This is a genomic window from Chryseobacterium indologenes, assembly GCF_018362995.1.
Classification (GTDB): Bacteria; Bacteroidota; Bacteroidia; order Flavobacteriales; family Weeksellaceae; genus Chryseobacterium; species Chryseobacterium indologenes_G.
This window is the reverse complement of the sequence record NZ_CP074372.1, coordinates 1425946-1449969: the sequence shown is the minus strand read 5'-3', so window position 1 is coordinate 1449969 and position 24024 is coordinate 1425946. Positions and strand designations below refer to the sequence as shown.

The 24024-nt window shown below is 35.9% G+C and carries 24 protein-coding genes; 16 read left to right on the top strand and 8 right to left on the bottom strand.

Translation table 11 applies throughout. From position 1 onward, the window contains the following. The first annotated feature begins 73 nt into the window (after window positions 1-73). The 5 genes from DYR29_RS06585 (at window position 74) to DYR29_RS06565 (ending at window position 5605) form a co-directional block, all read left to right on the top strand. The gene (locus DYR29_RS06585) at window positions 74-1345 is read left to right on the top strand and encodes a TolC family protein (protein WP_213279812.1); all 1272 of its coding nucleotides are present in this window, start codon (window positions 74-76) and stop codon (window positions 1343-1345) included. 17 nt (window positions 1346-1362) lie between these two features. Next, window positions 1363-2667, top strand: a complete 1305-nt coding sequence (locus DYR29_RS06580) for an NAD(P)/FAD-dependent oxidoreductase (protein ID WP_213279811.1) — start codon at window positions 1363-1365, stop codon at window positions 2665-2667. Between the two features lie 16 nt (window positions 2668-2683). Next, a complete protein-coding gene (locus DYR29_RS06575; protein WP_213279810.1) occupies window positions 2684-3148 on the top strand; it encodes a hypothetical protein in 465 nt (154 codons plus the stop codon). Window positions 3149-3504: 356 nt separating this feature from the next. Next, window positions 3505-4527, top strand: coding sequence for a terpene synthase family protein (locus DYR29_RS06570; RefSeq protein WP_213279809.1), 1023 nt, complete (start codon window positions 3505-3507; stop codon window positions 4525-4527). 163 nt (window positions 4528-4690) lie between these two features. Continuing rightward, entirely contained in the window at window positions 4691-5605 is a 915-nt protein-coding gene (locus DYR29_RS06565) for a terpene synthase family protein (RefSeq protein WP_213279808.1), read from the top strand. 391 nt (window positions 5606-5996) lie between these two features. On the opposite strand, the gene DYR29_RS06560 is transcribed toward DYR29_RS06565, so the two are convergent. Further along, window positions 5997-6482: a hypothetical protein gene (locus DYR29_RS06560; RefSeq protein ID WP_213279807.1), complete on the bottom strand. Its 486-nt coding sequence runs from the start codon at window positions 6480-6482 to the stop codon at window positions 5997-5999. Window positions 6483-6668: 186 nt separating this feature from the next. Further along, complete coding sequence (locus DYR29_RS06555; protein ID WP_213279806.1) at window positions 6669-7061, bottom strand: hypothetical protein; 393 nt, start codon at window positions 7059-7061, stop codon at window positions 6669-6671. Window positions 7062-7318: 257 nt separating this feature from the next. On the opposite strand from DYR29_RS06555, the gene DYR29_RS06550 reads away from it, so the two are divergent. Then, the gene (locus DYR29_RS06550; protein ID WP_213279805.1) at window positions 7319-9118 is read left to right on the top strand and encodes a hypothetical protein; all 1800 of its coding nucleotides are present in this window, start codon (window positions 7319-7321) and stop codon (window positions 9116-9118) included. 9 nt (window positions 9119-9127) lie between these two features. Here DYR29_RS06550 and DYR29_RS06545 read toward each other — a convergent pair whose 3' ends face one another. Together DYR29_RS06545 and DYR29_RS06540 are read right to left on the bottom strand one after the other, a co-directional pair. After that, the gene (locus DYR29_RS06545) at window positions 9128-9949 is read right to left on the bottom strand and encodes an anti-sigma factor (RefSeq protein ID WP_213279804.1); all 822 of its coding nucleotides are present in this window, start codon (window positions 9947-9949) and stop codon (window positions 9128-9130) included. A gap of 6 nt (window positions 9950-9955) precedes the next feature. After that, window positions 9956-10525 carry an RNA polymerase sigma factor gene (locus DYR29_RS06540; protein WP_249413633.1) on the bottom strand — a complete coding sequence of 190 codons (570 nt, stop codon included), beginning with the start codon at window positions 10523-10525 and terminating at the stop codon, window positions 9956-9958. A gap of 90 nt (window positions 10526-10615) precedes the next feature. Between DYR29_RS06540 and msrB the strand changes: the two genes are divergently transcribed. The 4 genes from msrB (at window position 10616) to DYR29_RS06520 (ending at window position 13450) form a co-directional block, all read left to right on the top strand. Further along, the gene (gene msrB, locus DYR29_RS06535; RefSeq protein WP_213279803.1) at window positions 10616-11131 is read left to right on the top strand and encodes a peptide-methionine (R)-S-oxide reductase MsrB; all 516 of its coding nucleotides are present in this window, start codon (window positions 10616-10618) and stop codon (window positions 11129-11131) included. 116 nt (window positions 11132-11247) lie between these two features. After that, a complete protein-coding gene (locus DYR29_RS06530; RefSeq protein ID WP_213279802.1) occupies window positions 11248-11817 on the top strand; it encodes a fasciclin domain-containing protein in 570 nt (189 codons plus the stop codon). An 82-nt stretch (window positions 11818-11899) separates the two neighbouring features. Continuing rightward, complete coding sequence (locus DYR29_RS06525) at window positions 11900-12610, top strand: ferritin-like domain-containing protein (RefSeq protein ID WP_142718147.1); 711 nt, start codon at window positions 11900-11902, stop codon at window positions 12608-12610. Window positions 12611-12634: 24 nt separating this feature from the next. Next, window positions 12635-13450, top strand: coding sequence for a ferritin-like domain-containing protein (locus DYR29_RS06520; protein ID WP_213279801.1), 816 nt, complete (start codon window positions 12635-12637; stop codon window positions 13448-13450). A 502-nt stretch (window positions 13451-13952) separates the two neighbouring features. On the opposite strand, the gene DYR29_RS06515 is transcribed toward DYR29_RS06520, so the two are convergent. Beyond that, entirely contained in the window at window positions 13953-14453 is a 501-nt protein-coding gene (locus DYR29_RS06515; RefSeq protein ID WP_213279800.1) for a TlpA family protein disulfide reductase, read from the bottom strand. A gap of 284 nt (window positions 14454-14737) precedes the next feature. Between DYR29_RS06515 and DYR29_RS06510 the strand changes: the two genes are divergently transcribed. Next, on the top strand, window positions 14738-16261 hold the full coding sequence (locus DYR29_RS06510; protein ID WP_213279799.1) for a catalase: 1524 nt from the start codon (window positions 14738-14740) through the stop codon (window positions 16259-16261). A 5-nt stretch (window positions 16262-16266) separates the two neighbouring features. Further along, window positions 16267-16788, top strand: a complete 522-nt coding sequence (locus tag DYR29_RS06505) for an ankyrin repeat domain-containing protein (protein ID WP_213279798.1) — start codon at window positions 16267-16269, stop codon at window positions 16786-16788. 103 nt (window positions 16789-16891) lie between these two features. Here the strand turns inward: DYR29_RS06505 and DYR29_RS06500 are convergent, their stop codons facing one another. Together DYR29_RS06500 and DYR29_RS06495 are read right to left on the bottom strand one after the other, a co-directional pair. Further along, the gene (locus tag DYR29_RS06500; RefSeq protein ID WP_213279797.1) at window positions 16892-17530 is read right to left on the bottom strand and encodes a response regulator; all 639 of its coding nucleotides are present in this window, start codon (window positions 17528-17530) and stop codon (window positions 16892-16894) included. Continuing rightward, window positions 17523-20513, bottom strand: coding sequence for a ligand-binding sensor domain-containing protein (locus DYR29_RS06495; protein ID WP_213279796.1), 2991 nt, complete (start codon window positions 20511-20513; stop codon window positions 17523-17525). Before DYR29_RS06495 ends, DYR29_RS06500 begins: the two co-directional genes overlap by 8 nt. 359 nt (window positions 20514-20872) lie before the next feature. On the opposite strand from DYR29_RS06495, the gene DYR29_RS06490 reads away from it, so the two are divergent. The 4 genes from DYR29_RS06490 to DYR29_RS06475 all read left to right on the top strand — a co-directional run bounded on the left by DYR29_RS06490 (window position 20873) and on the right by DYR29_RS06475 (window position 23107). Continuing rightward, entirely contained in the window at window positions 20873-21760 is an 888-nt protein-coding gene (locus tag DYR29_RS06490; RefSeq protein WP_213279795.1) for a hypothetical protein, read from the top strand. Window positions 21761-21875: 115 nt separating this feature from the next. Continuing rightward, window positions 21876-22346, top strand: a complete 471-nt coding sequence (locus DYR29_RS06485) for a hypothetical protein (protein WP_213279794.1) — start codon at window positions 21876-21878, stop codon at window positions 22344-22346. 33 nt (window positions 22347-22379) lie between these two features. Beyond that, window positions 22380-22799 carry a transposase gene (locus DYR29_RS06480; RefSeq protein ID WP_213279793.1) on the top strand — a complete coding sequence of 140 codons (420 nt, stop codon included), beginning with the start codon at window positions 22380-22382 and terminating at the stop codon, window positions 22797-22799. Continuing rightward, complete coding sequence (locus tag DYR29_RS06475; RefSeq protein ID WP_213279792.1) at window positions 22775-23107, top strand: helix-turn-helix domain-containing protein; 333 nt, start codon at window positions 22775-22777, stop codon at window positions 23105-23107. Before DYR29_RS06480 ends, DYR29_RS06475 begins: the two co-directional genes overlap by 25 nt. A gap of 427 nt (window positions 23108-23534) precedes the next feature. On the opposite strand, the gene DYR29_RS06470 is transcribed toward DYR29_RS06475, so the two are convergent. After that, window positions 23535-23993, bottom strand: a complete 459-nt coding sequence (locus tag DYR29_RS06470; protein ID WP_213279791.1) for an organic hydroperoxide resistance protein — start codon at window positions 23991-23993, stop codon at window positions 23535-23537. Window positions 23994-24024 lie beyond the last annotated feature (31 nt).

Below are 24024 nucleotides of genomic sequence, written 5' to 3'. Positions count from 1 at the left end.
TGCCTCATTTCCTGTTGGAAAATAGCCGGATACAACAGGTGTGGGGCAGATTTTCAAAATTAAATTTAAACCAATGAATATAAAAAAAATCTTGCTCGTCTTTCTGATAGTTTCTGGACAAATTATAGCAGTAAAGGCACAAGAAAGAAAACTAAGATTAGAAGAAATCAAATCTTTAGTTATTCAAAACAATAAAAAGCTTAAAAAAGCACAGAATAATATAGAATCAGCGTTGGCTGCAAAAGCTGCTGCAGAGGCTGCCAATAAACCTACGCTGGAAGGAAGTGTTATGGGAACTTATTTTACAGAACCTCTCACTGCTTTTTTTCCTGAAGTAATGGGAAATGCCTCATTATCGGTTACTCAGGTATTGTATGCAGGTGGAAAAGTTAAAAATGCAAATGCATTGAGATCTGTTTTAGTGGATATTCAGAAAGATCAGAAAAACCTTACGGAAGATGAGGTATTGCTAAAGGCTGAAACCGCTTACTGGCAGATTATTAATGTGAAAAATAAAGTAGCGCTGGCAAAAGAATACATCCGCCTGCTGAACTCATTGAGAAAAGACCTGAAAAATGTATATGATGCCGGCCTTACGTATAAAAACGATCTGTTGAAGGTGGAAGTCCAGCTTAATGAAGCTGAGCTTAATCTTACCAAGGCCAATGACGGATTAACGCTGGCTAAATTAAATCTTGCCCAGCTTATCGGAAGTACAGACCCGGATTTTGATATAGACAATACCCTTGATGGTAATTTTGGTTTGGTTGGTCAGGCTGATATTAAAAATTCAATTGAAAAGAGACCGGAAGTCTCAATTTTATCAAAATCAGTATCGGTGAATGAGATTCAGGAAAAGCTACTGGAAGGAGACCGTAAACCGACAGTTGCGCTCTCAGGATATGGTTTTGCCGGATTGGGTAAACATGCCAACCCGGTCAACGGAAAAGATCATGTAAAAGGTTTTGTGGGAGTTCTTTCTGTAAACGTTCCTATCTACGACTGGGGAGCCAGAAAACAGAAAGTAAAAGAACAATATTATAAAACCCAGGCGCAGAAAAACGAATTGGAAGAAACCAAAGAAATGCTTGAACTGGAGGCACAAAGCGCATGGTTGTCCCTCAATCAATCTGTGAAAAAAATTGAATTGGCAGAAAAATCAAAAAAACAGGCAGAAGAAAACCTAAGGCTGAATCAGGATCGTTTTGATGCAGGTACGGTTATCGGAGAAGAAGTTTTAAAAGCTCAGGTTCTCTGGCAGCAGGCGAATACTGATATTATTGATGCACAGACAGAATACAGGATCAATGAAGCCGCTTATAAAAAAGCAATAGGAGAGTATTAATTGAAAAGAAATTTTACATGACGAAAAGAAGTAAACATATCGTAATCATTGGTGGTGGATTTGCAGGGATCAATCTCATCAGATCTCTTGCCAATCATCCCGATTATCATATAACACTGGTGGATAAGAATAATTATAACTTCTTCCCTCCTTTGATTTATCAGGTTGCCACTTCGGTTCTGGAGCCTTCCAGTATAAGCTTTCCTTTTAGAAAACTGTTTAGCGTATACCATAACTTTAGTTTCTGGATGGGAGAATTCCGGGAATTGATTTCAGATGAAAAGAAGATTCTCTTATCCAATGGTGAGCTTAGCTATGACTATCTGGTTTTTGCTACTGGAACCGTGGTCAATTATTTTGGAATGGAAAATATTGAAAAAAATGCAATCCCCATGAAAACCTTAGATGATGCTCTTAATATGAGAAATATTATCCTTCAAAGATTGGAAAATGCAGTAAAATTAAAAGATGAAGAAGAGCAAAAAAGAATGTTATCCATAGTGGTTGCCGGTGGTGGACCAACAGGAGTGGAAATTGCAGGAATGCTGGCAGAAGTAAGGCAGTTTTTGTTTAAAAAAGAATACCCGGAATTAAAGCAATTTGAAAAGCTTCAGGACATTTATCTGGTTGATGGCGGAAAATCACTTCTTGCTCCTATGAGTGAAAAATCCCAAACCTATACTTATCAATCGCTGGAAAAATTAGGCGTAAAAATTAAGTTAAATGCACAGATAACAGATTTTGACGGAGAAGAAGTTAAATTAAAAGACGGAACTTCAATATCAAGTAAGAACCTGATCTGGGCAGCAGGAGTACAAGGAAGTATAATCGAAGGAATTCCCAAAACGTCATACGGAAGAGGAAACAGACTTTTGGTAAATGAACTGAATGCTGTAACGGGTTTAAATGAAGTTTATGCTATTGGTGATATCTGTTTATATCAGCAGGATCAAAACTTTCCTGGCGGGCATCCTCAAATGGCCCAGCCTGCTATACAGCAAGCGAAAAACCTTGGAGAAAATTTTAAAAGAATGACTCTTGGATTACCCGGAATTCCTTTCACCTACAATGATAAAGGATCAATGGCGATTATAGGAAGGAATAAAGCCGTTGCAGATTTACCTTCAGACAGACATTTTAAAGGATTTACCGCATGGTTCTTATGGATATTTGTGCATCTGATGTCACTCATCAATTACAGAAACCGTCTTAAGACCTTTTACAACTGGAGTGTAGCCTATTTTACAAAAGATCAGCCGCTGAGGCTTATTATCCGGCCATCCCGAAAAATAAGTTCGCGGCAGGCAGAAATTATATTTTAAACAAAAATCAATGCAAATGGATGATAACGTGTATTCATCATTTTCCAATAAAATTTCCCTTGATGACATGTGGCAGCTTATCATGGAAATAGGGAAGTGGGATCATTGGGATTTCAATATAGAATATTCCTCAAAAGATGGTTGCTTTTCCTCCGGAAATGGAATTAACATGAAGAACAGAAGCAAAATACTTCCACAATCTGGTATGGTTGTTTTTAACAAAGATGACATGGGGAAAAAAATGGTTTATCTGCTGGTATTTCCATTAAGCAATTTGTTTATTTCTTATTATCATGTAAAACTGGAAGATGATGTGGAAATTATTGTTACCCTTTCTATGCATGGTATTTTATCTCCTTTCTGGTATTTGATTTATGGTAGGGCTATCGCAAAAAATTTTCCTGAAGATATTAAAATGCTGATTGATGAGACGAAGATCAGGAAATATAAAAGCAATTTGATTGATAGCCCTGCTATTTAGTTGTTTACACTATAAAAGGTGATGAGTAATTTCATTATTGTAGATAAAACGGATCAACAATCTTCATTTTTTTTAACGTTAAATGTCTGGTAATCTGTATTATGAATTTGAGTTATCATTGGAATTTGTTTTTATTTTATTGATTTTCAATTGGTTATGATTTGTTAAGCCATCTGGTAAAATTCTATATGATTTAATAAAATTAATTTGTACATTTATTTCCTTGTTCATGAATGTATCTTATTGGGATTTAGTATGATATGTTTTTAAAGTAGGGTTGCTTTCTTTATGAAGTACCATATATTTTAATAAAACTATTATACTGTAAAAGGTAAAAACCATTAAAACATACAATCATGAGTAATGAAAATTTTAACCCTCTTGAGCTTCTTCGTACGAAGTTCAGGTATCCGTTCCCAACCTTAAAGAATCCTCATGCAGATCAGTTGCAGGACATCACCGAAAATCAATGGATTGATGGGGAATATATGTGGCTGTATCAGAATAATCCTGATCTGCGTAAAAAGTACAAAAAAACCAAAACGGCCCACATTGCTGCTCAATGGTTTCCTACTGCTTCTGCTGAACGTTTCCGGCCTATCTGCAGGCTGATGCTTTGGACACTCTACAATGATGATCTGTATGAAGAAAGTAAGCCTGATGATATTGATGATGTGCATGCTCAATCAATTGCTATATTGAATGGTGGAATCTCTGCTTCTCAGTCTACGATACCTTTGGCTTCTATGCTGGGCTCATTAAGACAGGAATTGCTTCAGTTTATCCCTGAGGAATCAATGCATCGTTTCACACGGATGATCAGCAGATATTTTAACGGCCTTAAAAAAGAACAGGAATACAAAAAGAATAAGATATTCCCTACAACAGAGGAGTGCATTGTCTTAAGGGAAGATTCAATCTGCCTGTATCCTTTCCTGCAGCTTACTGAGGTTGAAACCGGTATTACGCTGCCTCCGGAAATTCATGACCATCCGGTGATCCGTCGTCTTCAGGCACTTGCCTGTCATCTGGTAACTTTTTTCAATGAAGTTCAGTCAGTCGTAAAAGATGAAGCTACGGATAGTATCTATTATAACATTGTGAAGGTTATCCAGAATGAGCGCAGGGTCTCACTAGAGGAAGCCTGCCTGGAAGATCTGCGCCTCCATAATGAAGATCTGAAAGAATTTGTAACCCTCCAGTCCTCACTTCCTGACTTTGGTGTGTGGCATGAGGCTGTGGTCAATTGGGTACACTATATGAGTATGGTACTGAGCGGCTGGAAAAATATATCCACTAAGCTTGACCGTTATAACAAAACAGACTTTCCAAGTGTTTCTGAATTAAAAGAAACATTGGGACACAACCAATTTCAATAAAATTGAACAAGTACTATGACATTTCATTAAACAGATGATGTTTATTTAAGTACAATAATTTTAAAATACAGATAAAATGACACCAGAACAATTTAATAGTGCAGATTACTTACCACGGGGATGTTACCCATGGCCCGATCTTATAAATCCACATGCCGAACAAATGGGGAAAGATATGGATGGCTGGATTGATAATGATTATACTTTTCTGACAGAAAAACAACGGAAAATTTATAAAAAAATGGAACTTCATATGTGTACAGCACGTATGTGGCCGCACTTAACTTATGAGCAGGCTATTCCATGCAATAGATTCATGCTTCAATATGTTGCTCTCGATGACCAGGTGGAGCATTCGTCCCTTGAAGAGATCCAGAAGCTAAGAATCCGCTGTACAGATATTCTCAGGGGCGCTCACGCCATGCCAGAGGAAAATGCTCTCTATCATCATATGGCCATGATCCGGGATGAATTTCGTGCTTTGATGCCAGATTTATGGTTTGAACGGTTTGTTTACTATTTTTATCAATCTTTCAGATACGGAATAGAATTGGAGTATCCATACAAAATAGCCCATCGCCCACCATCACTGAATCTTTACAAAACCATTAGAGAATATTCTGTTCTGATGCGTCCTTATCTGATCTTTGGTGAGATTGAATCAGGGCTTGTCCTGCCGGAACACATATTTGAGCATATAGTAGTACAAAAAATGATTTCCCATATGACTCTGGTAGTTGCCTGGCAAAATGATCTTCACTCCCTGCCAAAAGAAATGGCGAAAGGAACAGAGGTCTTTAATCTGGTTTTTGTATTGCAGCAGGAGTATCATCTTTCTTTGGAAGATGCTTGTGCAGAGGCTTTGCGTATTCATAATGAAGAACTTGCCAGTCTGAATGGCTTGCATAAAGAATATCGGGAATTCGGTGAATATCAGGAACACGTTGACAAGTTTGTTTATTATGCCGGTGTTGGGCTGCAGGGAGTTAACACTTTTTATCTGGAAACAAACAGATATAAGCATGGAGGAGTCGGTTTTGCCTGGCCTGAAGATCATGCAGCAAATAAAAGTCTGTAAATAATATTAATTTAAAATAACTTTTAAATTTTAAAGATGAAACAAGAAGTTCCTGTTTTACAATATCCCTGCCCATGATTATCTCAGGATTGGCAGCATGGTATCATAAGGCAATTCCACCAGATACAAAAACTCCAGGTGAATTTCCTAAACCAGAATACGGAATAATTACGCAATAACCTTCATTAAGGAACAAATTACACCAATTCTGTTCATCTGTGTTTAGTAACGCGTTTGAATTTACTTCAGCAATCACTTTTAGAGGCTGCCTCCTATTGTCAAATGTTGGAGGCAGCTTCTTTTTTTGTTCATCTAACCTTTGTATTCTAATTTAAATCTGAAGATTTTGTAGAGCGGAAACAAAAGTTAAATAATTCGTGATAATACCGGTTTATTTCTTTGGAGTTAAAGATAGATTATCCATATAAACAGCCTGATGTACCCCATTCAGTAGAACTTTCAGCCCCAGGTGTGAGTCTTTTTTCAAAGAAATGGTATATGTTTTTTTATCTCCTGTTATCTTTGAGGGCTTAGTGATGGAAACATAAGATTTTGCATCAGAAGGACTGTTTATTGAGAAAAGTTCTAATGTTGTTTCCCCTCCGTTATCTGAAAGATCAACAGAAAGGGTATAGGTTCCGGCTTTTATTTCCGGAGTTACCAGATACATATTTTCTCCCGGGTTGTTCATTGAGTAAAAAATAACTCTTTTATCACTCGCATACAACATGGCTTTTCCTGGCTGGGCAGTCCAGCATTTATTAATATCTTTCCAGCTGTCAAAATTTTCTGCAAGGGTTGCTACCGGTTTACACTGTGCACTTGTTGTTAGGAAACCTCCAATAACCGCTATTCCCGAGAATATAACTTTTCTCATATCTTATTTTTATTTATAATGAGTAAAAATAACAAAAAAAATGTATTAAAATCCTTTTGTTTTCATGATTTAAGTTAGCTTTTCAGCCGACATCCTGGACACAAATAAAACGATCTTGGTTTTAGCATTCTCTTTGAGAGGCTTTTCGTTATTGTATTTTGGTGCTTGTTAGCGATTATTTCAAACTTAATTTTTTAGGTCACGTTTTGTAGGAAAAGATTTTTTTAACTCTTCTTTAATATCGGCATCAAGCTCAGCATACTCTTTTCTCATTAGCCAATGGTAGACATTTTGCTGGCCGATTGTTACCACATATGCTTGCTCAAAATCCCATCCCAAAGATCCCATATAATTCATAGCATCAACCATAGAGTTGAATTCTTTATTAGATCCATCTTGATTTTTCATTCTATTGCTTTCCCAAAAGCTTGTTGCCTGACCGTAATCGATTTCTACAGTTACTTTTTTACTCAAAAATTTAGAGGTTCCAACAATTTCTGCATAAACATACTTTGGGGTTTCTTGTGAATAGATAAAACAATAAAGACTACAGAATAGAATTAATAGTATTTTTTTCATAAATTTTTTTTTGCAAATAAAATCATTTTATCGTCTATACAATTACGGTATTCCGTAACATGTGCTAAGGCTGATACGATTCAAAAAAAGGAAAAAATTTTCAGTGCTGAATTATATTCATCAATTTTAATTGAAAAATTGAAATGATAATCTTGACTTAGATTTAAATATTAAATAAAAATCTTAATTTTTGCCTGTTTTAAAGACCTGTTGGCGTATAAATTGATACTACAAACTGAACTGAATTTTGATGACTAATGACTAGAATCGCTGTAACTCTGATTTTCTTTTTAAGTGGTTTTTTCTTTTTACATGCACAGGAGAAGAAAGACTCGCTGTATTACAAAATAGAAGAATTTTCGGATAAGAGAAAGGTTACCAAATTCATTCACCGCCTTATATTTCGTAGAGAGCCGGATTCTACTTCCGTGAAATCCAGGACAGAAAAACTGTCGCAGGAAGCTTACAACAAAAAGTACATCAGAAAAATCAGGATCGAAACCATTGATCCTTTTGGATACGGCTCTAAAGATACTAAAGAAAAAGCCAGATGGTATGATTGGGTGGCAGATCATCTTCATGCCAATACAAGAAATTCTACCGTTAATAATTATTTACTTTTTGAAGAAGGGGAAGAATATAATGCCCAGAAACTTTATGAATCCGAGCGTTTGCTTAGAGCAATGCCATTTGTCAACAGGGTGAATATCAGTGTTTCCGACAGTACTTCCAGCAAAGATTCTATTGATGTTGTGGTAAAAGTTCTGGATTCCTGGAGTCTGAAACCGAGAATCAGCTATTCCGGAAGTAAAATCGGTCTCGGAGTTACCGAAGAAAATGTACTGGGATTAGGCCATACCCTTGATTTCCTTTACAGAAACGATTCCAAAGAAAAGCAGGATTATCTTTTGGGAAGCTATACAACCTATAACCTTTTAGGGACATATATCAATGCCCAGCTTCTTGGGGAAAGGGATTTTTCAAAAAATGAAAGAATTAATTTCAGCTTAAGAAGAGACTTTTTCTCACCTTTAACGAGATGGGCGGGTGGTTTTACATTTGAATATTTTAAGCGGAAGGTTTTACTTCCCACAGAAACCGATACTGCATTTCCGGAAGTTCAGATCAAAGTGTACAGCCAGGATTTGTGGGGTGGTTATCAGATTCCCGTTTCAGCGGATCCCAGCGAAAGAGTATCCAGTAATATTGCGATAATAGGACGATTTCAGAATTATCAGTATAAAGACAGTCCGGGGATAGACCAGTATAAATATTTTAGTTCATACAACAGTTTTCTGATGTCTGTTGGGTTTATCCACAGAAACTTTTCGGTTCAGAGAAATATTTTTCAATATGATTTGCCGGAAGATGTTGCGTATGGTAATTCGGTGAACATTATTGCGGGAGGCTTATCTAGAAATAAAGAAGTGAACCCGTATATGGGAATTTCTGCTTCTTATGGTACCTTTACAAAATTGGGGTACTTTACTGTGAAAGGACAGTTTGGAAGGTTTTTTAATGAAGACAGCCAAAATCGCGAGTCTTTCCGTGTGGATGGAACATACTTTACGAATCTTATGGATTGGAAATTTGCCAAAGTAAGACACTTCTTTTCTCCGACGATTGCCTTAGGAAATCCACAGCATAATTATTCTTATAAAGACAGGATCAATCTTTCTTCCACAGATGAGTTTCCTGTTTACAATTCAGATTATATCGGGACTAAAAAACTGGTTTTAAGATATCAGCTTCAATTGTTTATTAATAAAACTTGGAAGAATTTCCACTTCAGTCCTTACTTAACCACTGCAGTGGGATGGCTGGGAATGCCTGATGATAGACTATTGAAAACAAAAGCAAATACAAAAATTGGGATTGGGGTATTGATTAATAATCCGTACCTGGTTTTCAACAGAATTCAGATTTCTTTCATGTATTACCCACGGGTTCCGTTTGATAATAACTCGGTTTTTGATTTTAACAGTAATAGAAATAATCTGTTACCAATGAATAATTTTGCAACAGATGTTCCTCATTTTGTAAACTTTGGGAATTGATGAAGTATTTTAAATTTTACCCATTACAAACATATTCTCCATGGTAGGCACTTTACTTCCGCCTTCTTTTTCAAGGGTAATGGCAAAAGCCTGAGCATTGGGAATATTGGCCAGTGCAATTCTGCTGTCCTTATCTTCGGTATACATTCCTGCACTTACAGGTTGTCCGTCTTCGATAGCCCAAAGCTGATATTGCATTCCTGCAGGAGCTTTAGGAAGTTTTTCCGCATTCAGATAGACTTCTTTTGTTTTCTTATCCCAGAAGACCATTGCTTTAGAATCCGTATGCTTTTCAACCCCATTCAGCATTACCATCTGCATATCAGGATTGGAGAACATATCAATTTTACGGTTCATTTTTTCCATTGCCTGATCCTGAGCTTGCTTTTCTGCAGCCAGCAAAGCCATTTCCTTTTTATCAGATGACTGTGTATTCACCATAAACAAATTTCCGGCAACACTGATCAGGAATAATACAGAAGCCGCTATTGCATACGTTTTCCATTGTGTATTTTCCTTAATAATTACTCTTTCTGTAGCTTCTCTGTGATCTTTTGTTTCAGGAATATTTGTAGAAACAGAAGGAATTACCTCTTCAACAGTCTGTTCCTGCTGAATTTTATTCCAGATCTTAGATTTCAAATCACTTGGAGGTGTTACAGCCTGAGCGGTAGCAAGATGTTCCAAAGTTTTTTGTGCTTCTTCAAAAGCAGCTTTTACTTCAGCATTATTCTTCATCACACACTCCAAAATCCCCGCTTCCTCAGGAGAAGCATGGCCTAGAATATAAGATTCTATAATTCCGGATGATATGTATTCTTTTGTGTTCAATTTATTTTATTGATAATCTTTTAGCAAATCTCTTAATTTCATCAGTGCATTACGCATTTTCGTTTTCACGGTTCCCAGCGGTATCTTCAGCTTTTCGGAGATTTCATGCTGGGTATATCCTTGATAATAAGCAAGATTTATAAGTTCCTGCTTGTCCGTTTCCAGCCCTTCAAGCACATTGGTAAATCCAATATAATCAGAGGAATTATTAACCGTTGAAAGTTCTGTAGTATTATATACGAAATCCGGAAGTGGTTGGTTTTTAAGCTCGTTCTGGAATCCTTTGGATTTTAAATAATCAATAGCCGTATTCCTTGCAATATTGATGATCCAGGTATAAAACCTCCCTTTGGAAGCGTCGTACTGATGGATAGAGTTCCATATTTTAACAAAAACATCCTGAATCACTTCTTCAGTGTATTCTTTAGACTGAACGATCCGGAGAATGATTCCGTACAGCGCACCGGAATAGTGGTCATACAGATAATGAAAACCGGTTTCGTTTTTTTCTTTTAATAAAACGATAAGTTCCTCTTCCGAATAGGTTGTTTTAATAGCGTTTATTTTTCTAGTCAAATGTAATAAAATAAAACAAATTCCCAACAAAATCTACAACAACTTTTATTTCGTACATGATAATAAGAAAATAATTTAAAAATAGTCAATATGAAAACACAATTTTCAAAAACAATACTTGCTTTTTGCATTGCCTTATCTTTCGGGACTTATCACGCACAAAGCACTCTTTTTAAAAGTAAAAATCCATATTACTCACACACTGCACAAAACATACTGAAAGTAAGCAATAATGAATGGAAAAAGATTTTAAAACCCGAACTCTATCAGGTGGCCAGAGAGGGAGCTACAGAAACCGCTTTTACCGGAAAGTATTATGAATTTGATGAAAAAGGAACTTACTATTGTGCAGTATGTGGGAATCCTCTTTTTATTTCAACTTCAAAATTTGCTACCACCTGCGGATGGCCGTCTTTTTATCAGCCTATCCGTAAAAACAGCGTTAAATACAGAAAAGATACCTCTTATCACATGGAACGTACAGAAGTACTGTGCGGAAGATGCGATTCTCATCTGGGACACGTCTTTGATGATGGCCCGAAACCTACAGGAAAACGGTTCTGTATGAACTCTGTATGTCTTGAATTTATTCCAATTAAAAAATAATAAACTGATTTGCAGTAAGTTGAAAATAAATTTTGCTTTTTTCAATCTAAAATAAAACCAACCTCGTAAATGACATTAAACACACAATTATTTATAATTAATTAAAAAATAACGCAATGAACACACAATCGAAAATCACAGTCTTGGCAATGGTCGTTTTATCATTTGCTTTTAGCGGGAAGGTAACAGCACAAACGATGAAAGAAAAAACAGTAATGGTGGGAGGAGCACCGATGTATCCATCCAAAAACATTATTGAAAACGCAGTCAACTCCAAAGATCACAAAACCCTGGTTGCTGCAGTGAAAGCTGCCGGCCTGGTAGAAACATTACAGGGAGCAGGACCCTTTACTGTATTGGCACCCACAGATGCTGCCTTTGCAAAACTTCCGAAAGGAACAGTGGAAAATCTTGTAAAACCTGAAAACAAAGCTACGCTTACCAGCATTTTGACTTACCATGTTTTGCCGGGAAAATACAGTGCAAAAGAAATCTGGGCTGCTGTAAAAGCCGGTAACGGAAAAAGCATGATGAAAACGGTGCAGGGAGAAGAACTTACTTTCTGGACTAAAGGAAAAGACCTTTACATAAAAGATGCAAAAGGGAATAGTGCTAAAGTGACTATTGCAGACGTGAACCAGTCTAACGGAGTAATTCATGTAATAGATACGGTTTTAATGCCATAACAAATTGTAAGATTTCCAACAGCATATTCAGTATGCTGTTTTCTTTCTTTTTATTTATCCGAACACTAAAAAAATTAATAGTATGAAAAAGACAATTCAGGTTTCTAATCAGGGTGCTACCCTTGATACCAGCAGACGAAACTTTTTAAAATTAAGTGGAGTAGGATTAGCCATCGCAGGCCTTACTATAATTGGCTGTGATGACAATGATGATTTTCAGATCATGGAGGAATCCAAATATGATTTGGGAACAGGTGATGTAGGAGTATTAAATTACGCCTATGCACTCGAACAGCTGGAAGCTGACTTCTATACCAAAGTGGTAAACAATTTCTATACAGGAATTTCCAGTATTGAAAAACAGGTTTTTACAGACCTCTACCATCATGAAGTCATTCACAGGGATTTCTTTAAAGCAGCCATCAGCGGTGCTACAGACCATGTGCTTCCTAAGCTTGAATTCCAGTATCCTAATGTGAATTTTAACGACCGTAATTCAGTTTTAGCTACAGCAAAAGCACTGGAAGACACTGGTGTGGCAGCTTATAATGGAGCCGGAAAATATATTTCCAATCCTGCTTATCTGGTGATTGCCGGTAAAATAGTTTCGGTGGAAGCCAGACATGCTTCTGCCATCAGAAATTTAATCAATCCGGGATCTGCTGATTTTTCAGGAGATGATGTGATAGATGCCAACGGACTTGACCTGGCAAAAGAGCCTAAAGATATCGTAATGGCTGCCGGAGCGTTTATCAAAACACCTTTTACCTGGAAGGAAAGAGGCATTAACTAATCATTCACCTTAAAAAATTACATTATGAATATTCTTAGATTACTGGATAAGCTTTCTCATGATAAATTTTTCACTACAGAAGCTTCAAGACTGGAGACCATTACGAATATGTCATTATTCGGGAAAAAGGCAGCTACTGCAGCTATACCGCTTGGATTGGGAACTTTAATGGCCACTTCTGCCAAAGCGGAAACTACGAAAACGAATTTAACCGGTTATGCTTTAAAAAGTACCCTGACCGATGCCTTACAACTGGCATTGGTTCTGGAATATCTTGAAAATGAATACTACAGTATAGGATTATCCACACCAGGATTGATTCCCACCGGAGACAGAACTGTTTTTATGCAGATCTCAAAACACGAATCAGCTCATGTCAGCTTTCTGAAAAGTACACTGACTTCTCTGGGAACAACGCCGGGAAATAAACCAACCTTTGACTTTACAGCCAGCGGAAATTTTTCACCTTTTACAGATTATAGCCAGTTTCTTATTCTTGCCCAGGCTTTTGAAGATACGGGAGTAAGAGCTTATAAAGGGCAGGCGGGAAATGTAATGTCCAATAAAGTAGTGCTTCAGGCAGCATTACAGATTCACTCTGTTGAAGCCAGACATGCTTCACAGGTAAGAAGAATGAGAGCCAATAAAGGGTGGATTGAGCTTGCAGACGGAGGAAGTATGCCATCCGCAACCAATCCTGTGTATGCCGGAGAAGACAATGTAAACCAGGCAGGTTATAATACAGGAACTCTATTTGGAGTGGCAGCCGGTTCTGCGGCTTATGATGAAATATTAAGTGGCAGCGATGCACAAACTATTGCTTCCCTGTTCATAGTTTAGTTGTGATTTGGATGATGATAAGTGGTGTCCATTTCCGGAATTTTCCGGAAATGGATTTTTTTATATTCTATCAGATTGCAAATGAATGGTTTAATGTGAGAAATTGGTTTTCCTTAATCAGGTCTTTGGAGCGCTGCTGGAGCAGAGTTGGGCAGGCATTGGTTTAAATAAAAAATCCCCAGTAAGTCCTGGGGATAAAAACTAATAACCATGAAACTCAAATTAATGAGATAATCAAGCCGCAAATGTATTGAAAAAAGATTCAAAGTCCCATTATTTTGAATTATTTTTTTCTATTTTTTTAAAAAAAATTATGAAAAGTCTCAATATTTGCCGCCCGGAAGCATCTCAAAAAAAATAAGATATTTTTAATTGTGGATGGGATCTTAAAAAAGATAAGCTGTACACCTATCTTATATAACCGCTGTTCAACATCCGTAATCCTCAGGTTTCCAGCGGTTAGTTAATATGAATGTTATATTTTTAGATTAAATGATGAGTTTTATTGTAGTTCTTTCAGTTGAGTGGTAAACTCCGTGTAATCTATGCTGCCTACATTTTTATCAATTACTTTTCCGTCTTTTATGATAAAAGTTAATGGGATGGCACTATATCCCAACAGACCATTTCCACCTAAAAAGGTTTTGATGGCATCCATATATTCCATATTCTGAAGGGTAATATCATTTATTGTATTCTTAGCGAGAAAAGTTTTTAATTTTTCAGGGTCTTCATCAATAGATAAAAAAACAAACTTTATGTTTGGATGCTCTTTACTTATCTTTTTGAAAGTAGGAATTTCCTGGATACAGGGTTTACACCATGTGGCCCAAACATTCAACACAACGATTCCGTCTTTATTCAGATATTCTTTTTGGAAAGGGCTGTCTGCAATATTTCCGGAGAATTTTGTTTTAAGCTGATTGACTATAGGAGGATCAACAGTACTTATTTTGATGAATTTTAATCCCAGAAAAATAGCTGCTGCTGGGATAATTACCATTAGTATTATTTTTTTTATCATTTGTTTTTTTGCAAAACTAGGTAATTCTTTAATCTGATAAATAATCAAAGTTGTAGATATTAAACTACAGGAACAGCAAATTAAATTGTCACAGATCAGATCTAATTATCATTTTATAAGTCTTATTTTTTTTATAATAAAGTAGATTAAATCTATTGATTTTGTTTGATTTAATAGATTTTGTAAATTTTCAGAATTGAATTTATTGAGAAGGTTTCAGGAGATCAACGGTCTATATTTGCCCCACAATAAATAAGAAAATTATGAAAAAAAATGTGCTTTTAGCCGGGATTCTTATCACGTCTACACTGTATTCTCAACAACTGACAACTAATACGGGAAGCCCTGTAGGAGATAACCAGAATTCTAAAACAGCAGGAAATAACGGACCGGTTTTACTGGAAGATATTCATTTAATTGAGAAGTTGGCAGCTTTTGACAGAGAAAGAATTCCTGAAAGGGTAGTGCATGCAAGAGGAGCTGGGGCTATTGGTGAATTTGTTGCAGATGCTGATTTTTCAGAGGTTACCGTGGCTGATTTTTTATCAAAGGCAGGAAAGAAAACGCCCGTATTGGTAAGGTTTTCTACAGTGGTACATCAGCAGGGATCTCCGGAAACCTTCAGAGATCCAAGAGGGTTCGCGGTTAAATTTTATACTGATCAGGGAAATTATGATTTAGTGGGTAATAATCTACCAGTATTCTTCATCAGGGATGCCATGAAATTCCCTGATATGGTTCATGCTTTTAAACCCTCTCCGGTTACCAATAACGCTTCTGATAATAACAGAGTTTTTGATTTTATGGTTAATATTCCGGAAGCTACACACATGCTGACCTGGTTATTTTCAGATTACGGAATTCCTGCCAACTACAGGGAAATGCAGGGAAATGGAGTACATGCCTTCAAATGGGTCAATGCCAAAGGAGAATTAACATATGTGAAGTATAAATGGGTTCCTCAGCAAGGTGAAAAAAATCTTACCCAGGAAGAAGCCAATAAAATTCAATCTACACAGATAGAACATGCTACGAGAGATTTGTACAATGCTATCCAGAACAAAAATTTTCCGAAGTGGGATTTGTACGTACAGATGCTGAAGAAAGAGGACTTTGAAAAGCTTGATTTCAATCCGGTAGATGTGACCAAAATTTGGCCGGAATCTATTGCAAAATCGGTGAAAGCAGGAACCATGACTCTTAATCAGAATCCGATGAACTATTTTCAGCAGGTAGAGCAGGCTGCTTTTTCTCCGGGAACTCTTGTGCCGGGAATAGAACCGTCAGAAGATAAACTGCTACAGGGAAGGTTGTTCTCTTATTTTGACACGCAGAGACACAGGATCGGAGGAAATTTTCAGCAATTGCCGGTTAATGCATCAAAGAATGAAGTGACAACATATAATCAAAACGGGTACATGTCTGTGAGACCTCAAAGTGGTGAAGTCAATTATCAGCCTTCAGCAGGTAAACCGGAAGTGACCGATAACAAAAAATTCAAATATTCTCAGACTGTTTTTCCTGCAGGTACATCATCGGTACAGGCGAAAATAGATAAGGAAAATAACTTTAAACAGGCCGGAGAACTGTACAGGTCTTTCTCTAAAAAGGATCAGGATAACCTGATTAAAAACCTTGGAGATGCTTTGAACAGCGTTACCAATAAAAAGGTAGTGGCTAAAATGATCTCTTACTTCTATCAGGCAGATTCAGAATATGGAAAACGTTTGGCACAATATGTTAAAATGGACCGCCAGCAGCTGGAATCTTTATTATCTTCAAAATAAGAATAATGAAATATCTTATTTCCGCTGTCATTCTGTTTTTTGCGATTGACAGAATGAACGCACAAGACATCTTTTCGTATGCAAAGACAGGCAATGCAGAAGCCCTGTCTCAATATAAAAAAGATATTGATTCTAAAAACACAGAAGGCTATACTCCCTTAATTTTAGCTGTATATCATAACCATTACAAAGCGGCTCAGTGGCTGCTTGAGAACGGAGCTAATCCTGATTTACAGGATCAAAGCGGTAACACAGCATTAATGGGTGCTGCTTTTAAAGGATACAAAGAAATGGTTTCATTACTCATTTCCTTTAAAGCGGATATAAATGCCAGAAATTACAATGGTGCAACAGCTCTGATCTATGCCACAGTTTTTGGCAGAACAGAAATCCTGAAAGTGCTCTTAGAAAAAGGAGCTGATAAGAGTATAAAGGATAACAGAGGAAACACCGCTCTGCAGCATGCTCTAATGCAGAATAATGATGAAGCCGTGAAATTGCTTCAGGGAGAATCAGCAATTAAATAATAATTTTGATCTGCTGATTAAAAATAAAAAATCCCCATCATCAACCTGATGATGGGGATTTTATTTTGGTATTACATCTTAGTGTTTATTAAAATGTCCGTGATTATTTGTATTTGTGTGCCTGGTTTTTGTCTCCTAACCGTACAAGATCTACTGTGTTTTTGATGTTCAGTTTTTTGTAGACCCTTGCTTTGTAGGTGCTTACTGTGGAAAGGTGCAGGTTCAGTTCATTCGAGATTTCAATATTGCCGTAACCTTTTATCAGTAAATCAAATATTTCTTTTTCTCTTTCGGATAAAGCTTCTATCGGGTTGACAGGAGTGTCTTTTTTAGCGGAAGAAACCAGTTTTTTTACAATATCCGGGGAATAATAAGTTCCGGTTTCAAAAATGCTTTCCACAGCTTCCAGGATATTATTTTCATCACATAATTTATTAATATATCCGTCGGCCCCTTCAATGATATACTGTACTGCAATATCATTGTCATACACGGAAAACACAAGAATCTTAAGATCCGGCTGTATTTTTTTTACTTCACCAATCATGCTCAGATACTTACTCTCCGGCATATTGATATCCAGGATCAATAAGTCGAATTTCTCAATGAGTAACTGATCTGTCAGATCTGTATAAGATTCCGCGTAAGAAATCTTCACATCTTTGTAGTGGGATTCCAAAATAAGGGTGGTTCCCAATCTCACCACAAAATGATCATCCGCAATAATAATTTTTCTATCCATATTTTTGTTTTTTTATTTTAATTGATACTATTGTTCCATGGGGGATATTGTTTTTAAAGTCTATTTTACCGTTGATCATCATGAGTAATTGCAGAATAAGATGCAGCCCCAGACTGTACTTTTGTAAAATGAGTTTTTCATTTTCAATATTATTCTGAAGCTTTTCATAATACTTCATCTGTTCCGGACTCATTCCTTTTCCTGTATCTCTTACTTCCAGAAAAAAGATGCTGTCATCTTCAATGGTGGACAGTTCTATGGTTCCGTTTGTTGTATTTTTTATCGCATTATCTATTAGATTATGAATAATAACTGCTACTACATTCTGATTGATCTGGGAGTAAGTAGGGTTTTTAACATTGTTAATAATCTGCGTCCTTTGTTCTCTGGCAGCTCCTTCAAAAAGAGTCTTTTTGGATTCAATAACTTCGTAAATATTATAAGTTTCCTTTTTTTCGGAAATGTTATAAATCTCAGCGTATTCCTTCAGGGTTTTTACAAAGTTGTAGAACTCTATGGAAGATTTATAAAAGCTTTCAAAATGCTTTTTTTGTATATAATGATCGTGTTCATCTGTTTCATACAATTTCTTTGCCGCAATAGACAGGTATTTGATAGGAGTGATAATGTCATGGCTTATCGTTTCCAGTAATTTTTTCTGCTGAACACTTTCTTTTCGGAGCTGTTCCTTTGTATATTCCAATTTAGAAACTGTTTTTAATAATTTCTGGGTTCTTATTTCAATGATTTTTTCCAGTTCTCTTTTTTTTAATTCCTGTCTTCTTATCCGTAGTTTGACCAATTTTAATAAGATGAGTGATAGAATTAAAATGATGAAAAACTTAAAAAGCAATGTTTGATAGAATAAATATTTTACATCAATATTTAATGTTTTATAAATGTATTTTCCTTTTGGAGAAGCTAATACCCTTACGATAAGCTGGTATTTTCCGGGATCGAGATTCGTGATGTAATATTTCCCGTCGCTGCTTACTTTCTCCCATTTTTCATTTTTAGAACCTTTCAGCCTGGCTTCAATGACAAGGTTTACGCGGTTGGCATAATAGGGTACATCTACCAATATCAAAGCTTTATAAAAATTGTTTTCCAGACTGATGGTATTCTCTTTTATGCTGCTTTTGGAATCATAAAATACGACCCGTTCCATAAAGAAGTTCTTCGGATAATAACTTCTGATTTTGTTGGGATCAAAAAACACGAGTCCCTTTATCGAAGGCAGCACAAAGCTTCCGTTTTGCAGCACTGCAGCGCTGGGAGAGCATCCTCCGTTGAATTCATTCGTATTGAAACCATCTTCCTTGCTGTACCTGTAATAGTACACCGAAGATTTTCTATCCCTGGAATAATTCAGAAGGTTGTTTTTCAGCACCTGGAATAGCCCGTTATTGGTACTAATCCAGAAAAATCCTTTTTTATCTTCCAGAATTGTGTGCGAAAATAAAAGATAGCCATCTTTGTCGTCAGGCATTTTTATTAATTCCTTGTTTTTGTAAAGAAAAATGCCGTTTCCCTGGGTCATAATCCAAAAATTACCATCATTTGTTTTTACAATTTCCCTTACATTCAAAGGTTTTGAAGATATTTTTTTTGGTGTAAAAGAGGGGGCTTCTATGGAATATAAGGCATCTCTGGTTCCTACCAGCCATTTATTATGACCATATTCCTGCACGGAGGTCACAATATTGGAGATGGAAAATTGCAGAAAGGACTTTTTAAAGCTGGCATCCTTATAAAAAACAAGTTCAGATCTTAACGAAGGCTGGTGAAATACCACTGCATAATAATCTTTGATATTCCATACATAAGATACCGTTTTCCCGAAATCCTGCTGTTCTTTTTTAGAGTAATCGGTGTCATTGAGATAGCGCAGCAGAGATTTGTCCTTTTGTACGATGATGTTTTTGTTGTTATCATACAATAAAAAATACCTGCTGGTAGTATTGAAATGATATTGTTTTAGCAAACCATTTTCATTGTAAACGTCCCCTGATGAGGTGATTACTTTGTCTTTTCCGAAAGGAAGCGGGGAATAAAAAATATTATCATAAGACTTTTCCAATTTGTTGACTACATGAAAGTTATTGAATTTAATGACATTCAAGCCGTCCGATAAGGTTCCAAGATAGAGCTTATTATTGATCTCATCATGATAAATGGAGGACAAGGAGTTTTTATTCAGATCATAAACCGCAATTTTCTTTACATTGATGGCATTTTGATCATATAGAACCTTATACAATATGCGGTCATGAATGATAAAAGACTGATTGTTGATCTGGCTCCAGTATATTTTGGCGTTCTTTTGAAAAAAAACATCAGGTGCGTCCAGGTAAGTTACTTTTCTGGAGGATATTTTGATGATCTTTTTTAATGTCCTTGAAGTGATAAAAATGTTCTGTCCAAAACAGAAAGTATCCAATATATAGTTCTTTTGCAGGCCTTTGACGGGAGTTATATTTTCGTGTTTATACTGAATTGTACCATCATTGGCAAGGTGATAGTAGTTGTTTCTGTCTAAATAAATAAAGTATTTTCTATGTTCAACTTCGTCCAATACTCTGTTTTTTACAAAGATGGAATGTGCCCTGCTTTCACTCAAAACTTTTCGGATACAGTTGGTTTGTTTTTGAAGTACAGTTATATTTCTTTTGGAAAGCAAAATAGTGTTTTCACTGTAAGCCGTTAAGTTATAAATAGAATCTTTTTCAGCATTTCCAAAAAAGAAGGTAAACCTGTTATTCTTAAGATTAAGATGATTAAAGGTTACAAAATTATATCCGTCATAACGCACAAGTCCGTTCTCTGTACTCAGCCAGATAAATCCATATTTATCTTTAGTAATATCCTTTACACTGTTCTGCGGAAGTCCGTTGTCTGTATCATACCAAACAGAGGCTATCTGCTGGCTATAACAGAGTGGTATACAGAATAATAGAATAAAAAGAGGGATTTTATAAGACATCATTGTGTATTGATAATTATGTGTGTTTTTTTAATAGATATAGTGAATTATTATTATAAAGTTAGGAAAAATTAACGGCCAGCAAAAGTATACAATGTCATTTTTAAACTACACACTATTAAATTTAAAATTACAATCATGACCATCTATTTTTACAATAATTATTTTACCATCCGTATGGGTTATCTGATCTTTGTCCCAACAATTTATTACCTGATTCAGCAATGAATGTTAAATATGTTCCCACGTATTTTAAGTAAAATTTCAGGGTAGTTTATACAGGGGAGACTCAGATCTCCTCTGTTAAAATTCAGGTAGTCAATAAGCAAATGAATGTCAGAAAAAATAAACCAAAGGTTATGAAAAATAGAAAAATTACATCCTTAGCAATGGTAATGCTTGGACTATCCATTACCGTGTCCGGACAAACCGGAAATGTAGGAATCAATACGACTTCTCCTACAAAAACATTAGATATCAACGGAGAGTTGCGTACCCGGACATTACCTATCATTCCGGGAGGAACTCCTGTAGTTGCTGATGCAAACGGAAATATAGGAATATTCAAGCCGGTAAATCCCAATGATTTTATTGTATATAATTTGGATAGTAATATCAGACAAAATGATTCCAGGAATGTAGCTTTGACTTCGATAAGAAATAATGCACAAAACGGAGGTTCTCCTCAGATTGACGCCAATAATTGCTGGGTAGTTCCCAATTCTACAATCGGGTTGAAATTTCCTGCAAGCTCTATACGAAGAGGTACTGTATCCTGGGGATTATGGTTTGAGATGAATTACGCTGATTTAGGTCCGTTTTCCCAAACTTCCATTGAAGGCGGAACAGGAAAGATTAAAGTTCCTGTAATGTTCAATAGCAGAGCGTATGCAAGACTCTATAAAAAAACAGGGCCTGGAGTGAATGATTGGACAGAACAAAATACAGTAACCGTAGTGATGCAGACATCACAGATTTCACCGTATTTCTTTGATGCTGCTAATTTAGATAGTGCAGGTAATCCATATGCTATCGGGGGTGCCACGAATGCCAATTTTAGATATTTTCTATATGCCAATTACAGTGTAGGGGACGGAACAGGGATTAGTATTGATCCGGATTCTGAGTACAAAGTAGAATTGCTATACGGAATTGAAAACCTGTCTTCACGTGCTACTATTACAGATGCTTCTTTCTTACAGAACTGGGGAGTACAGTCTACAGGATATAGTTTTTACAAGAATTAAATTTTTAATTACATTTTAGAATGAGCGGAGTAGCAATATTCCGCCATTTGAATTCAGATTATTTTTTATAAAAAGCAATATATTAACATAGCAATCTTCACAATTTGAGAGTTCAATGAAAATAAGCAATAAGAAAAAAGTAATGAATCATATGATTTTTCAGCTGACGGTATTTGTGTTACTCTTAGGAACCATTATTGTGCTTAGGTTCTTTGATTATTATTTACTTTCAATATTGTTTGTTTTTATTACTCTTTTGGTATTGCTATACGGGAAACTAAAAAACAGGTTTGTCTTCGAATATGAAAACTCAGGAGAGATCCTTTCCATAAAAAGTTATCAATGGCTTTCAAGATGTAAAAAACCTCGTTTTGAAATGCCACACAGGAAAATCTTAAATATTGAAATCAAGGAAGGCATTTTAAAAAAATACCTGGTTATTCTGTTCTCGGGTTCTTCAGGAAAGGTTTTAAGAACGGATATTGATATTACCTTTTGTAATGAAAATCAGGTGAATTTACTTTTCAAAGATATCACGAAAAATATGACCATGAAAGATGATGAGCTTATTTCCGACAGGAGATAATGGTGTTTTGAACAGTAAATAAATTAATATAGGATGGAAAATTTAAAAGATATTCATATCGGAGATCTGCTGTGTAAAAGAGTAAAAGAAGAAGAAGTAGAAATAAACAGAATCTGCAAATTTCTGCAGAAAACAGAAAAGGAAGTTACAGAAATGTATTCTCAGAAGTCTGTAGGTGCAGATATACTTTTAAAATGGTGTAAACTGCTTGAATATGATTTTTTCCGGCTGTACTCCAATCACTTGATTTTATACGCTCCGGCTTCCAGTCCCAATAAAAGAAAGAAACAGTCCCAGCTGCCTCAATTCAGGAAAAATTTATACACCAAAGAGATTATAGATTTTATGCTGGAACTTCTGGAGAATAAGCAGATGACAACTTCAGAAATTATGAATCAATACAGAATTCCAAAATCAACGCTCAATAAATGGATAAGCAAATACAGATCATAAATATAGGACCCAATTATAAACAGATTTACCATGATTTTATAGAAGCAAAATGTCCTGATAAAAGAAAATTTGTCAAAGGGTTTTTATCGAAGGACACTTTGTCTGTATCCGATGTACTGAAAATTAATAATATTATTTTTTTTGATGGATCATCCGAAAGCCAGAAATTCAAATCCTATGATAAACAGGCTATTTTCGAAATCCTCGACTATCAAAAAGCACACAGATTAAATAACACCCAATTGGCCAGTCACTTTAAGCTGAGCAGAAATACGGTGACCAAATGGAAACGTACATTTTTAATATAATTTAATATAAAGAGAAGAACACATTCCCACTAAAGCAATGTTGTTTATAATTTTGTTTTTTTCTAAGTTTTAGAGTATATCTTATTGCAGATATGCTCTTTTTTATGGTAATATTGAGTAGTATTTTATCTACAATACCTGAGATTTCTTTTTACATAATAAGCTTAGAATATTTACAAAATCTGTTTTGTCTTTTTTCTTAATTATCAGACCTTTGGAGACACACTAAAGATTAAAATTAAATCCCTGATTGCATTTAATTATTATCGGTTCTAAAGACTAAGGATGAAATATCTGGAGAGATCATTTCTTTCTAGGTATTTCATTTGTGTTTTGAATATCTTCCTTTTCATTAAAAATAAAAAGCCTTCCTTACCAAAAAGCAAGGAAGATCTTCAATCAAAACGTTATAAGAACATTCTGATAACTACACCACAACATCTATCTTCACATTGATATTTCCACGGGTTGCTTTTGAATAAGGACATGTAGCATGTGCTGTTTCCACAACTCTTCTGGCTTCATCTACGGGAAGACCCGGTAAAATGATCTGTAAATGAGCCTGCAGAAAAAATCCGTCATCATTAGTCGCCAGATCTATTGAAGTGTTGACAGACAGGTCTGAGGGAAGAGTAACTCCCATCTTAACAGCACCCAGATGCATAGCTCCGATAAAACATGCCGACCATCCTGCTGCTAATAACTGTTCCGGATTCGTTCCGTTTCCTTTCGCACCGGGAGACGTCAACTCAATGTTCAGTTTTTCGTCACTGCTTTTAGCCTCTCCGTTACGTCCTCCGGTTACTACAACGTTACCGGAATACAACACTTTATTAATGTTTACTACTGTTGTGTTTTCTACTTCCTGAATGGTATTTAGTTCCATATTTTTATTATTAGATTGAACAATATTGTTG